Consider the following 13,215-nt stretch of genomic DNA (forward strand, 5'->3'; position numbering starts at 1 on the left):
TATCTCCGGTTCTGTCACCTGTTGATCTGCACGTATATCTTTTTCTTCATCTTCTCTGTTCCGTATATTCTGATCATCATTTATTCTTTGTTCTATTACATTTTCTTCTGTACTCTGTTCCATTTTCTTCTCCACACCGGCATTCTCCGTCATTCAACCAACATTGCTTTTTGCCGCAATCCTTTTTATTTCAGATCTACCACCCAGTAACCAAAGCTTCCGGTCTTGATCCTTGTCTCCTTCACCGGTATAAAACGATCAAATCCAAAGATTCCCGCAAGATATTTTTCTTTGGATGAATACTCTCCCGGTACTCCCAATATGTATCCATTCGTATCTTCTTCGTCAAACAGCACCCTGCCGAGCATCAGATATTTGTAGCTGTAAAATCCATGTGTCAGAAAGCTGTTCACCCCCAGCCGCCAGTTATCCATGTTCAGCAGTCCGATATCGTTCGGATTGATCTTCACACACTCGATCACTCCATTTTCTCCATCCGGGCAATTTGGCAGAAGCGGAAGTTTTTCCCGGTTCGCCATCAGTTCTGCTGCCCTTCCGTCTTCTTTCATTGTTTCTAAGACCTCGGCTGCCGTTACCCGCTTCTCTGTTTCCTCATCGGTCTGGGAAAATGTCTTTTCATCTGGAGACTCCTCCGTTTCCGGCAAAACGGTTTCCGGGTTGTCTGTATCTGTATGTGTCGTTTCTTTCACTTCTGAAGCCATTGTCTCCGCCTCAGATTCGCTGTCCATGTTTTCTGATTCCGTCATCGTCTCGGACACGATTCTTCTCCGATCATACTCCGTTGCTGCAACATCTGCTCTTCTTTCCCGTTCAGCTTCTGCTGCCTCCCGCCGGGCAAATGCCTGACTGTAATCCACGATATTATCCGTCCATGAGGAGCAGAAAATATCACTTTCTTCTTCGCCCATCCGTCTTATGATAATGCCGCTCCATGCTGTGATCGGCCGACCGGTATGATTGACATTATTCCAGTCAAAGGTAAAGCAGTCTTCTCCTCTTCCGGATTTCAGGCTTAATTTTCCAAGATACAACACAACCGGAATCATGCTGTCCGGCACAGCCTCCGGATATTCCTCCGGATCTGCAAGCGTCTCACGATACAGATAAACCGAATACAACCCCTCTTTCTTGACCTGATCCTTAAAATTCACCTGCATCTTGCCCTTCTCATTCTGCTTCTGCACCTTCGCAAATCCCGTGTTCTCGCATTTGTCATATTCGTGATACCTGAAAATATATGATATAAATCTGTTCCAGTAAACCATAGATACCTCCGTCTCTTTTTTCTATCTGACATTTTTTGTCCGACAGGAAGTCATGTCTGCGTCCGACATTCTCCCCGAAAGACAAGCCTTACTTGTATCTATGCATTTTTACTGTAACTTATTCCTTTATTCTTCGGAAATAATATCACTTAACTTTGCAAATTCTGCCAGCGTTAAACTTTCTCCCCGAACATTTGCGGCAAGTTCCATTTTTTCCAAAGCTTTCTCCACCTGTGCTTTTGAATATGGAAGCTCCGGGCTGTTTGCAATTCCATTCTGTAACGTCTTTCTTCTCTGGTTAAAGGATGCCCGGATCAGCTTGAACATCAGACTCTCATCCTTTACTGTCACCGGCGGCTCCTCATATCTGGTCAGCCGTATCACCGCAGATCCTACACCCGGTCTTGGGATAAAACAGTTTGGCGGCACATTTGCGACAATATACGGTTTTGCATAATACTGGACTGCAAGTGACAACGCACCATAATCTTTCGATCCCGGTCCTACCTGCATCCGGTCTGCTACTTCCTTCTGTACCATGACCGTAATTGACTGTAATGGTACATGACTTTCAAATAAGCCCATAATGATCGGAGTTGTAATATAATATGGCAGATTGGCAACGACCTTGATCGGCTTGCCTGCATTTTCTTCCTCCACCAGCCGGTTGATATCTAACTTCAATATATCTTCGTTGATAACAGTTACATTATCATATTCTGCCAATGTTTCTCCAAGGATTGGGATCAGGTTTTTATCGATCTCAACTGCGATCACCTTTCTGGCTGACTCTGCCAGATACTGTGTCATTGTTCCGATTCCCGGTCCGATCTCCAGTACCAGATCGTCCTTCGTAATTTCTGCCGCATTTATAATTTTTGTAATCACATGGTCATCGATCAGGAAATTCTGACCGAATTTCTTCTGAAATGCAAACTCATATTTCTTTATTGTCTGTATCGTAACCTGCGGGTTACTTAATTTCTCCATGTCTTGTCCTCCATCTATGCATTCTTACGCTTTCATCTTATCACGCAGTCATTCTTTCTACGCCTCTGCCTGCATATTTTCTTCCATTCTGTACAACTTCAGACTGTTCTTAAATGTCACGTCATACACTTCTTCTTCCGTAACTCCCTTTAATGCTGCGATCTCTTTTGCCACATAAGGAATATTAAGGGCAGAGTTCCGTTTTCCACGGAATGGTACAGGTGACAGATACGGCGAATCCGTTTCTAATACGATACTGGTAAGCGGAATGGCTTCCACTACTTCTTTCAGCTTACGTCCATTGTTAAATGTCACTACGCCGCCAACGCCTATATAATATCCCATCTTAATATATTCTCTTGCAATCTCTGTACTGTATGAAAAACAGTGAATGACGCCACCGCAAAGTCTTCCCTGCATCTCTTTCATGATATCCATGGTATCCTTTGCCGCATCCCTGCTGTGGATCACAACCGGAAGCTTCAATTCTTCTGCCAGCTCCAACTGCTTTCGGAACCAGTGGATCTGCACCTCTTTGGGAACATCCTCATGGAAATAGTCCAGTCCGATCTCTCCAATCGCCTTTACCTTCTCATCTGTTGCCATCTGCCGATACATCTCGATCGCCGCATCTGAAAGCTCCGGTGCATCATCCGGATGCGTTCCGATCGCTGCATAGATAAAATCATATTGATGCGCAAGTTCGACAGATGCCTTTGAAGTCGCAATATTAGCTCCTATATTCATAACATACCGGATATCCTGTCTCTGAAATTCTTCTAATAACTGCTCTCTGTCTGTATCAAACTGCTCATCATCGTAATGTCCATGTGTCTCAAATATCATCTTCATATTCCTCGGTCATTTATTTTCTCAAACTGCTCCAGTCTGTATGCTTCGCTGCATCCCATTCTTCTTTCCGGCTCTCGTACTGCTCATTGAGCCAGTCTACCGCTGCAAGTTTTCCTTCTTCCGAAAATGGAAATTCCTTTGTCAGCTTCTTTTCATCATCCGTATTCTCGTAACTGAACGGCTCCGGCCAGACCGTTGCCATCAGAGTTCCTGCATCCTGTACTTCTTTTGGTTTAAAAAATACATTTTCAAGGGGATTTCTGGCAAGGCGGAACCGCATGCCCTGATAACTTCCCTTAAATGCCTTTCCATACAAATAATAATTAATATGATAAAATGTTGTTTCTTCAATCTTTGGTGTGTCACCCATATCTCTCATCTGCCTTTCATCTGCCGGCACATTTTTCTTCATTCTTTTAAGTATACACTACTAAGATCAGCATATGCAACCAACTGTTGTCATTCTTTACGCCAATCGGCTTCCTTTATGCCACACAATTCATCTTTTTCATGCCAGTCAATCCCCATACAAAAAGACCTTTATCCACATCGATTCTTGTATATCTGCTTCCGCTCCTGTGAACAAAGGTCTTTTCTATGAAAATCTATATTCTGTTTATGCTTCGTCTTTTACCGTAAAAATAACTCCGGCTACCTTTGGCCCTGCATTCGAAGCAACCGCTGCTCCGATCTGGAAGAAATCGTCCGGCGCATAACCAACCTTTTCTGTCATCTTGGCAGCCAGTTCATCCCTGCATACATCATCACATCCATATACGATCTGATATGGCGAACCCGGAAGCATATCTGCTGCTGAGACATCTGCCATTTTTGCCAGTAATTTCTTCTCACCGCGGCATTTGAATGCTGTAACGATCTCATTTGCCCATATCTTCATGATCGGTTTTACGCCAAGTGCATCACCGACCAGTGCTGCTGCACTTGGAATACGTCCCGATTTTGCTGCATATTTCAATCCATAAATACCGAAGTAGATCCGTCGTTTCGGAAGAATGTCTGACAGATAAGCAGTGATCTCATCCACTGTTTTTCCTTCTTCTGCCATCTTTGCTGCCTGCACAACCGGATATCCATACTGACCGCTATATCCAACACCATCAAAGATCTGAATCGTTCCTTTTCCTGCATACTCCGGATGCTCCTCAAAGAATTCATTCTTTGCCATGACTGCATTATCATGGGTAGCAGAACCCTTTTTATTGATGCTGACAAATATAATATCTGTATATCCTGCATCAAACTGCTCCTTATACAGCTCGTCGAACTGGAATGCTGTGATCTGCGCCGTCTTTGGCAGCTCGTTTGGATTTTCCTCCATTAACTTATAAAAACCGTCATTGTCAAAATCGACTCTGCTCATATAAGATTTGTCACCGATCGTTACCGGAAACGGAAGGATTAATATATTATATTTCTGTTCCTCAGCAGTCGAAATATCACTAGCTGAATCTGTTATGATCCTGATCTTGCTCATAGGTAAAACCTCATCTTTCTATTTGTAAACCGGCACTTCAAAACTCTTATACACTCTACTAATTTCAAGTTTCAAAAATGCCTGTATTTCTTAACTTTTTATAATATAGATGATTCAAACAGCAAATGTCAATCGTAGTTTCTATATAGAAAAGCCATGGTTTTCGGGGCTTTGTAACATGGTTTGAAAGACTAGATATTTTTTTACTTTTTCATACAGAGTTCCCTATCCCGCAATAAATTGTGTTACAATAAAATCCATAAACAAACTTGAAAAGCAGCATTGCATGTGATTCACACATGCAGACAGGTTACATAAGGGGATTGCATATGTTAAATTTAAAGGCAAATGATCAGAAACCACCTAAGAATAAACCGACAATCGAAACAGATCTCTCTGAAGCAGCAGAGAAATCTGATCCTCCATATTCACAGGAATATTTTGATCTGATGGATATGATCGACAATACCGATAAACAGATTGAATATTATAAAATGGTATATACCGCCGAGATCGACGGACTTCCTAAGAGGAGGCACAGTCTGAAAACACATTTTATCTATAATGTGATTTTCTTAATTCTTCTGCTTGGATATGATTATTTTCATCTTACAGTCATTGTTATGGGTGGAGGAATGATCCTGCGGACGATCACAGGTTTGATCGCTTTGGGTGTTTTAATTCTTGCTACTATATACATGATCGGTCACACCATTCGTGCCTATATTCTTTACCAGATCAATATGCTTCCCGATTTTATGACAGATTACCTGCAAAAGTATAATATCCATACCATGGTGGAGGAAGAAGCCTATTGCAGAAATGTTCTCCGACAGATGTTAGCATATGAAACAACACTGGCTCATATCAAAAAAGCAGCTCCGAAAACAACAACAGAGATCAACGCTGCTATGAGCGAGATCTCTGCTATGAATTTTGATATTAAAGATTTCCATTATAACGCCGGTCGGACGATAAAATAATATATATTTTCTGATCTGACCATTTCTGCATCAATGTCGGCTGTTTAACAGCTTCTGTTTCAGATCATATAACGGTTTTGACAGATCGACAAATACCTCCTGTGGATTTACCAGTCGTCTGGTCTCATCCCAGAGTGTATTCAGTTCTTTCTGGCAATACTCGCGGATCTCCATCGTGGATGGATTCTGATATACGCACTGTCCCTTCAAGAATACCGGGACAAGCATCTCACGGATCTCATAAGAACCCCCCGGAAGTGTCGAACGCTTCCATGTAGCCATCTGGTCAAATATCTCCAGATCCTCCGCTTCATTATATGTCTCATCGGAAAGTGTGATCAGATCCGCCTTGATCTTTCCGGTCTCCTTATTATACAGACGGAATACCGTCTTATTTCCTGGATTTGTGATCTTCGCCGGATTCTCTGATATCTTGATCTTCGCTGTGAATTCTTCATCCTCCGGCTTCTTGATCGCCGCAAGCTTATAAACACCGCCAAAAGATGGATTATCTGCTGATGTGATCAGATTGGTTCCAACGCCCCATGACGTGATCGCTGCACCCTGATTCTTCAAACTGTTGATCAGATATTCGTCCAGATCAGAGGATGCTGCAATGACTGCATCCGGATATCCCGCTGCATCCAACATTTTTCTGGCTTTCTTAGACAGATATGCAAGGTCACCGGAATCCAGACGGATTCCATATCTGGTCGGCATCTTTCCCTCTGCCTTCATCTCATCAAATACCCGGATTGCATTTGGCACACCGGATTTCAATGTGTCATATGTGTCAACCAACAATGTACATGTATCCGGATATAATTCTGCATATCTCTTAAATGCTGTATATTCATCCGGGAAGCTCATGATCCAGCTATGTGCATGTGTCCCAAGTACAGGCACGCCGAACTGCTTACCGCAGATTACATTTGAGGTTCCGACACAGCCACCGATAACTGCCGCCCTCGCACCGAAGGTTCCGGCATCCGGTCCCTGCGCACGGCGAAGTCCGAATTCCATGATACCATCCCCTTTTGCTGCATAGCAGACTCTGGATGCCTTTGTAGCGATCAGACTCTGATGGTTCACAATATTTAACAATGCGGTCTCAACCAACTGCGCTTCCATGATCGGTGCAACCACCTTCACAAGTGGCTCATACGGAAATACTACAGAACCTTCCGGAATCGCATAGATATCACCTGTAAAATGAAATCCTGCAAGGTAATTCAGAAATTCTTCATCAAACATATTCAGACTTCTTAAGTAATCAACGTCTTCATAGGAAAAGGACAGATTCTTGATATAGTCGATCACCTGTTCCAGACCACAGGCGATCGCATAGCCGCTTCCGGATGGATTTTTTCTGTAGAATGCATCAAATACAACGATATCATCTGCTTTCTCACGGAAATATCCCTGCATCATCGTCAATTCATAGAAGTCTGTTAATAAGGTAAAATTTCTCTTTTCGTCCATATCTCTGTCCTCCTGCCTTTCTTTTTTCAGCAGTTTATAATCTCTACTATTCTATCATACATGATCGGCACATCGTTTTCTCACACATTACTGCCCATATAACATCTCATTTAACTCATGGTACAACCGGGAAAGCGGAAGTCCGACAACATTGTCATAACTGCCCTTGATTCCTTTCACAAACAGGCCACCCTGTGTCTGTATCCCATAGCTTCCTGCTTTGTCAAACGGATCTCCCGTCGCAAGATATCCGACAATCTCCTCATGCGTCATCGGATAAAATGTAACCTCTGTATTCTCGTAAAATGTCTTTGTCCGGCATTTCTCTCCGTCGTAGTACATAATAGAAACACCTGTATATACATTATGTGTCTGTCCTGACAAACTATTCAACGTATTATATGCATCGTCATAATCAACCGGTTTTCCAAGGATCCTGCCATTTAATGCGACGACCGTATCGGAACCGATCACGATAAACGGCTGTGTCTCTGCTTCCGTACCGGCACGATCTGTACATACCTTTTTATATACATTTTCTGCCTTTCTCCCGGCAAGCTCCATTACCATATCCTTTGGAAAACGGATATCGGTAGCTTCATCGCAGTCACTTGGCATAACAGTAAATGTATAACCGACTCTTTCAAGCAGCTCTTTTCTTCTCGGTGAATTCGATGCAAGTATGATCGGAATCTGTGTAACCATGATGTTCTCCTTTGATTACTCCATCTCTTTTGCAAGCTTCATTGCTTTTTCAAATAACGGAAGTGCGCGTTCTACCATCTCTGTTGTGGTACAGTAAGCAAGTCTCATATGTCCCGGACACATAAAGCTGTCTCCCGGTACCAGGATCAGATCCAGCTTGCTGGCTGTCATACGACAGAATGCATTTGCATCCGCGATCGGAGTCTTTGGAAACATATAGAAGGTTCCGCCCGGTTCTACACACTCATATCCCATATTTGTAAGCTCTTTATATAAAATATTCTTATTCTTCTCATAGATTGACAGGTCAGCTGTCTTATCGATCACTTCTGCCACACCAAGCTGGATCATGGATGGCGGACAGTTATGTCCTGTAAATCTGGAGATCTGACCACACATCAGAACGATCAGCTTCGCATCCTTACATTTCGGATTTACCGCTACATATCCGATACGCTCACCCGGAAGGGAAAGTGACTTACTGAATGAATAACAGCAGATACTGTTGTCATAGAAGGATGAAATAAATGGTGAATCCGTTCCTTCAAATACGATCTCACGATAAGGCTCATCGGAGATAATATAGATATCATGTCCATATTCCTTCTGCTTTTCTTCCAGAATTGCAGCCAGCTTCTTGATCGTCTCTGTTGAATATACGATACCGGACGGGTTATTCGGAGAGTTAATAAGAACTGCCTGTACATTTGGATTTAAAAGCTCCAGAAATGCATCAAAATTGATCTGGAAGGATGTAATATCCGCCGGCACGATCTTAAGCACCGCACCTGTTCCGTCAACATATGGAACATACTCAGGGAAATATGGAGCAAATGTGATCACCTCATCTCCCGGCTTTGTTACACAACGAATCGCATGTGCGATCGCACCTGCTGCACCGGAGGTCATGAAAATATCATCTGCTGTATATTCCATTCCAAATCTTCTATTTAAAGAATCTGCAACCGCTTCTCTGACGGACATAATACCAAGTGTCGGACTGTATCCGTGAAGCGTCAAAGGATTTTCTTCTTTTAACATCCGTTCCAATGTCTCTGTAAACTCCGGACATACCGGAACAGAAGGATTGCCGATCGTAAAGTTATATACATTTTCCTTTCCGATCTCTGCAGCACGTTTTGATGCATACTGCGCAAATTCTCTTATTATAGAACCTTTGGTTGTCATATCTGCATATTTTTCCGAAATCATACCTGTTATCCTCCGTCTGTTGTGAATTTAATAATGGAAGTATACCGCCGAAAAGGCAAAAAAACAAGTGGTAATAAATCGGGGAAAAGACTTATTACCACTTGCAAAAAATGAGGGGAGAGAGGATTCAAATAAATGAAAAACTCTTACAATACATAGTATATAAGGGATGTGTGTCTAAATTGTGTTTATTTTCTGATGTGTTTATAAACAGATTCTGCATTCTATTTACAAATTCTTTATTATATTGTCCAGATCGGAACAATGTAATTTTCTGAATCAACAGCTGAAAGTTTCGGACGCATACAGATGATTGCTCCTTTTCCTCTTGGAACTGCTCCTTTATCCAGAATTCTGAATGCCCTGGTCAGTTCACTTCCTGGATTTACTGAGCGTTTTATCTCTAACGGATGCACCATACCATCACTTTCAATCACCATATCAATTTCATTACTGTCTTTATCTCTGTAATACCACATAAGGCATTCATCCGCTTCATTTTGATATGTCTTCCGAATTTCGGAAACAACATAATTTTCCAGTATTGCCCCATTAATCGCCCCGTTTTCAAGTATTTCCGGAGTTGTATATTTTGTGAGATACGAAACCAGGCCTGTATCAAAGAAATATAATTTTGGTGTCTTAACTGTTCTCTTTAACAGATTATTAGAATAAGGACGTAAATAAAAAATAATATCGGACTTCTCAAGCACCTGCAGCCATCGTTTAATTGTCTCATCTGAAACGCCAACATCATTTGCTATATCATGTATATTTAACATTTGTGCACACCTGCATGCTGCAGCTCTTACAAAGTCCATAAATACAAGTTTATCAACATTTGTAATCAACTCTGATACATCTCTGTCAATATATGTTTGAATATAACTAGAATAAAAAACATTTCTGTCTTTGTATCGTCCACTTCTATAACCCGGCATAGATCCCATCCAGATTCTCTCATATAGCTCCGGCAACTCCACCTTTGTTCCATTTTTGCTTCGATGCTTTAATGTTTCCAGATCAACACTAAACTTAATATTCTCGCCTGCTCCATACAACTCATGCTGTGACAAAGATGACATGTGAATAATAGCAGTTCTTCCCGCCAAAGATTCCTGTGCAAGCTCCATCATCCGAAATGCCTGCGATCCGGTCAACCAAAATGATGATGCCGGTGCTCCATTATCTATCGCCATCTTAATATATGGAAATAATTGCGGAGCATATTGTACCTCATCTATTAAAATCGGAAGATCATGCATCTGCAAAAACATAGCAGGATCTGTCTGTGCCAGTTTCCTTTCTTCCAGATCATCCAGGCTCACCACTGTCCTATTCTCATCCATTAATTTTTTAAATAAAGTTGTTTTTCCAACCTGCCTCGGTCCTGTAATTAATATACAGGAATAGTCTTCTGCTAATTCTTTTATCTTTTTTTCTAAATCTCTATGAATATATTCCATATATCTGCACCTCTTTTTTCGGCCAAAATAAGATCAAATCTTATTTTAGCCGAAAAGTAATAATTTATCAAGAATAAAGAGCCGCATACGACTCTTTTGCACCCAAACAATATTATAAAACAAAAAACAAGTGGTAACAAACCGGGGAAAGATTTATTACCACTTGCAAAAAATGAGGGGAGAGAGGATTCAAATAAATGAAAAACTCTTACAATACACAGTATATAAGGGAAGTGTGTCTAAACTGTGTTTATTTTCTGATGTATTTATGAAGATCATAAACAAAACTTTATAAAACTAACACAACCTGTCTGCCCGCCTCAGTCGGTCATTTTTTGCGGACAGTTCAATACATGCCTGTCTGTTTCGCTCCCTGCTCCTGCGTTTGCTCTCGTTTGATTTCTCCCTCTGTATCTTCTTGGCACAAGCAGGACAATACTTCGATATGCCAGAGCGGGGAACATATTCAACACCGCACACCGTACAATTCTTAGGCTTTAACGCTGTCCACCGCTTTGTGGGCGTGATATGTAATTCACCGACAAAGCCGATGAATTTATAATAAATCTTGATTTCCTGTCTTACTGTCCCGTCTGCAAGTTTCTCACGTTCCGAAACAAGTATCTTGTCTATGAGTGCGTTTATGATGGTTGCGTCCAGTTCCTTAATTCCTTGATAGTTGCGGATTAGGGAGAGGAAATCACGGACACCCTGCGACTTCTCATAGCTGTCGCCTAGCGTTTCCGTTACCTCTTTCAGCCTTGCTACAATTTCAAGCTGTTCTTTCTGGTATTTCCCCGACATCATCTCAAAATTCCGCTCCGTAATACGCTCCATCACCTTATCTTCATAAAGGGAAGAAAACAGCCTGTCCAGTTCCGCAAGGCGTTTGTTCAGCTTTCTCTGCTCCTTTTCCAGTGCCTTTGCCCTGCTATGGTCTGTTTCCGTGAGCCGCTTTTCAATCGCCCTCACCGCCTTTTCATCATTGACCGCCATATCCGCAAATCGGTTGATGTCGGTGAGGACAGCGTTGAACAAGTCCCTCGCTTCAATGCTGTGTGCGGTACACATGATATTACCGTATCTGCCATAATTATTGCAGGAATATTGTACGCAGTCGATGATGTCGGGGCGTTTCCTCCTGTTGGCACTCATAGCCCGCATGGCATAACCGCAGTCCGCACACTTAATAACGCCTGCAAAGATGTTCTCAAAGCCGCCCTTGTTTTCTGGTAATCTGCGGCTTGTAATAAGCTGCTGTACGGTATCAAATTCCTCCTGCGTGACTATCCCCTCATGGGTGTCTGGTATCACTTCCCATTCTTCGGGCAGCTTAGAGGGGCGTTTCTTGCTTTTCATGTTGGCGGCAATCCGCTTGTAGCCTGCAAGGTTTCCCGCATATATCGGGCTTCTTAAAATGCCCCTTACGCTGTTCTCGCTCCAAATATAACGGTTTTCCTCGTTACCCTCAAAGTACCGCTCATAGCCTGTTGCCCCTTGCTCCACTGCATAAGCGGCAGGGCGTAGGATATGCTGTTTGTTGATGTGCTTGCGGATTTTGGCGATTCCGTTGCCCGCTAATGCAAGGTCGAATATCTCCCTTACCACATGGGCAACCTTGTCATCTATCAGCAGGTGATTATGGTCGGCGGGGTCTTTGACATATCCGTATGGTGCTGTCGTCCCCATGAATTTCCCCTGCTGAAACCTCGCTCGGTACGCCGATTTTATCTTGACCGACACATCGGCAGAGTACATTTCGTTTAGGATGTTGCGGAAAGGCGTGATGTCCATCGCTGATTTATTGAGCGTGTCCACGCCGTCATTGACCGCTATATACCTCACGTTATGCTCTGGAAAAAACACTTCCAGATACAGTCCGCAGTCAAGATAGTTCCTCCCCAGACGTGATAAATCTTTCGTAATCACGCAGTTTATCAGACCGTTTTCAATGTCCTTAATCATGTTCTGGAAACTTGGTCTTTGGAAATTCGTACCAGAGTAACCATCGTCCACATACGTTTTTGCTAAGTGCCATCCCTGCTTTTTCACATAATCCGTGAGGATGGATTTCTGTGTCGCAATGCTCGCACTCTCGTTATCCGTGCCATCGTCCTTTGACAAGCGGCAGTACATGCCGACTTCATAAATCTTGTTCTCCGTTCTTATTCCTGCCATACTGTAAAACCTCCGTATCTGTCCTATCTGTTTTCATGTCCCATTGCGTACATTCTAAGCGGATATCCCCTCATTGTCGAAGGTGTCACCCTCGGCAATCTTCTTCCGAATATCCTCGGAGATAATCGGGATAAATGCTTCTGTGACTGTCTGTGTGCCGACATATTCACGGCTGATTATCATCTGCACTGGTGCTTTCGGCACGACACGCTTTCTCTTTTTATCTGTTTTCTTATCCTCACCCATACTTAAATCTTCCTTTCCAGACAGGGCAGGAGAACGTCTGGAAACGCCCCGTCCTGTCAATCAGATACCATCAATCCCCGCTGTTTACTTCCTTCTGTAATGCTTTAAGGAGTGCCGCCGCTTCATCAGCGTTCAACGTGATACCCTTTCCGCACTTCTCACGGTTCGGTGAAAAACTGCGGATGTCATATTTCGGCTCTCTCCCGTTCCATGAGATAAGATTGATTTCCTTTGTGTATCCGCTGTCACTCGCAGACAATACGGCGATTTCCTTTACAATCTCATATTGGATTTCTTTCATTCCCTGCCCCTTTTCTGTC

At 42.7% G+C, this 13,215-nt stretch carries 13 protein-coding genes; 1 reads left to right on the plus strand and 12 read right to left on the minus strand.

Annotated features, from left to right (window positions below; genetic code table 11):
* Positions 1-185: 185 nt before the first annotated feature.
* The 5 genes from WKT03_RS00420 to WKT03_RS00440 all read right to left on the minus strand — a co-directional run bounded on the left by WKT03_RS00420 (position 186) and on the right by WKT03_RS00440 (position 4,623).
* A complete protein-coding gene (locus tag WKT03_RS00420) occupies positions 186-1,286 on the minus strand; it encodes a DUF6128 domain-containing protein (RefSeq protein ID WP_340390758.1) in 1,101 nt (366 codons plus the stop codon).
* Positions 1,287-1,412: 126 nt separating this feature from the next.
* Entirely contained in the window at positions 1,413-2,276 is an 864-nt protein-coding gene (rsmA, locus tag WKT03_RS00425) for a 16S rRNA (adenine(1518)-N(6)/adenine(1519)-N(6))-dimethyltransferase RsmA (protein WP_340390759.1), read from the minus strand.
* 57 nt (positions 2,277-2,333) lie between these two features.
* A complete protein-coding gene (locus tag WKT03_RS00430; RefSeq protein ID WP_243000303.1) occupies positions 2,334-3,122 on the minus strand; it encodes a TatD family hydrolase in 789 nt (262 codons plus the stop codon).
* A gap of 19 nt (positions 3,123-3,141) precedes the next feature.
* Entirely contained in the window at positions 3,142-3,498 is a 357-nt protein-coding gene (locus WKT03_RS00435; protein WP_226801099.1) for a hypothetical protein, read from the minus strand.
* A 246-nt stretch (positions 3,499-3,744) separates the two neighbouring features.
* Positions 3,745-4,623, minus strand: coding sequence for a DegV family protein (locus tag WKT03_RS00440; RefSeq protein WP_173789201.1), 879 nt, complete (start codon positions 4,621-4,623; stop codon positions 3,745-3,747).
* Positions 4,624-4,952: 329 nt separating this feature from the next.
* Between WKT03_RS00440 and WKT03_RS00445 the strand changes: the two genes are divergently transcribed.
* Positions 4,953-5,606 carry a hypothetical protein gene (locus WKT03_RS00445; RefSeq protein WP_117808042.1) on the plus strand — a complete coding sequence of 218 codons (654 nt, stop codon included), beginning with the start codon at positions 4,953-4,955 and terminating at the stop codon, positions 5,604-5,606.
* Positions 5,607-5,636: 30 nt separating this feature from the next.
* On the opposite strand, the gene WKT03_RS00450 is transcribed toward WKT03_RS00445, so the two are convergent.
* The 7 genes from WKT03_RS00450 to WKT03_RS00480 form a co-directional block, all read right to left on the minus strand.
* Complete coding sequence (locus WKT03_RS00450) at positions 5,637-7,088, minus strand: nicotinate phosphoribosyltransferase (protein ID WP_117784505.1); 1,452 nt, start codon at positions 7,086-7,088, stop codon at positions 5,637-5,639.
* Positions 7,089-7,175: 87 nt separating this feature from the next.
* Positions 7,176-7,793 carry a Maf family protein gene (locus WKT03_RS00455; protein ID WP_117784506.1) on the minus strand — a complete coding sequence of 206 codons (618 nt, stop codon included), beginning with the start codon at positions 7,791-7,793 and terminating at the stop codon, positions 7,176-7,178.
* 15 nt (positions 7,794-7,808) lie between these two features.
* On the minus strand, positions 7,809-9,005 hold the full coding sequence (locus WKT03_RS00460) for a pyridoxal phosphate-dependent aminotransferase (protein ID WP_008402408.1): 1,197 nt from the start codon (positions 9,003-9,005) through the stop codon (positions 7,809-7,811).
* A 242-nt stretch (positions 9,006-9,247) separates the two neighbouring features.
* Positions 9,248-10,471 (minus strand): ATP-binding protein, encoded by a 1,224-nt coding sequence (locus WKT03_RS00465; RefSeq protein WP_117784507.1) that lies wholly within the window; start codon positions 10,469-10,471, stop codon positions 9,248-9,250.
* 297 nt (positions 10,472-10,768) lie between these two features.
* Positions 10,769-12,649, minus strand: coding sequence for a recombinase family protein (locus tag WKT03_RS00470; RefSeq protein ID WP_340390760.1), 1,881 nt, complete (start codon positions 12,647-12,649; stop codon positions 10,769-10,771).
* A 54-nt stretch (positions 12,650-12,703) separates the two neighbouring features.
* Entirely contained in the window at positions 12,704-12,895 is a 192-nt protein-coding gene (locus WKT03_RS00475; RefSeq protein WP_009264998.1) for a hypothetical protein, read from the minus strand.
* A 70-nt stretch (positions 12,896-12,965) separates the two neighbouring features.
* The gene (locus WKT03_RS00480; RefSeq protein WP_039862476.1) at positions 12,966-13,196 is read right to left on the minus strand and encodes a YdbC family protein; all 231 of its coding nucleotides are present in this window, start codon (positions 13,194-13,196) and stop codon (positions 12,966-12,968) included.
* Between the last annotated feature and the right edge of the window lie 19 nt (positions 13,197-13,215).

The sequence above is a fragment of the Coprococcus sp. HCN-4056 genome (assembly GCF_037892645.1).
In the GTDB taxonomy this organism is placed as follows: Bacteria; Bacillota; Clostridia; order Lachnospirales; family Lachnospiraceae; genus Coprococcus; species Coprococcus ammoniilyticus.

Excerpts from the sequence above, each read along its gene's own strand:
- WKT03_RS00420 (WP_340390758.1), bottom strand. The coding sequence starts at position 1,286 with ATGGTTTACTGGAACAGATTTATATCATATATTTTCAGGTATCACGAA.
- rsmA (WP_340390759.1), bottom strand. The coding sequence starts at position 2,276 with ATGGAGAAATTAAGTAACCCGCAGGTTACGATACAGACAATAAAGAAA.
- WKT03_RS00430 (WP_243000303.1), bottom strand. The coding sequence starts at position 3,122 with ATGATATTTGAGACACATGGACATTACGATGATGAGCAGTTTGATACA.
- WKT03_RS00435 (WP_226801099.1), bottom strand. The coding sequence starts at position 3,498 with ATGGGTGACACACCAAAGATTGAAGAAACAACATTTTATCATATTAAT.
- WKT03_RS00440 (WP_173789201.1), bottom strand. The coding sequence starts at position 4,623 with ATGAGCAAGATCAGGATCATAACAGATTCAGCTAGTGATATTTCGACT.
- WKT03_RS00445 (WP_117808042.1), top strand. The coding sequence starts at position 4,953 with ATGTTAAATTTAAAGGCAAATGATCAGAAACCACCTAAGAATAAACCG.
- WKT03_RS00450 (WP_117784505.1), bottom strand. The coding sequence starts at position 7,088 with ATGGACGAAAAGAGAAATTTTACCTTATTAACAGACTTCTATGAATTG.
- WKT03_RS00455 (WP_117784506.1), bottom strand. The coding sequence starts at position 7,793 with ATGGTTACACAGATTCCGATCATACTTGCATCGAATTCACCGAGAAGA.
- WKT03_RS00460 (WP_008402408.1), bottom strand. The coding sequence starts at position 9,005 with ATGATTTCGGAAAAATATGCAGATATGACAACCAAAGGTTCTATAATA.
- WKT03_RS00465 (WP_117784507.1), bottom strand. The coding sequence starts at position 10,471 with ATGGAATATATTCATAGAGATTTAGAAAAAAAGATAAAAGAATTAGCA.
- WKT03_RS00470 (WP_340390760.1), bottom strand. The coding sequence starts at position 12,649 with ATGGCAGGAATAAGAACGGAGAACAAGATTTATGAAGTCGGCATGTAC.
- WKT03_RS00475 (WP_009264998.1), bottom strand. The coding sequence starts at position 12,895 with ATGGGTGAGGATAAGAAAACAGATAAAAAGAGAAAGCGTGTCGTGCCG.
- WKT03_RS00480 (WP_039862476.1), bottom strand. The coding sequence starts at position 13,196 with ATGAAAGAAATCCAATATGAGATTGTAAAGGAAATCGCCGTATTGTCT.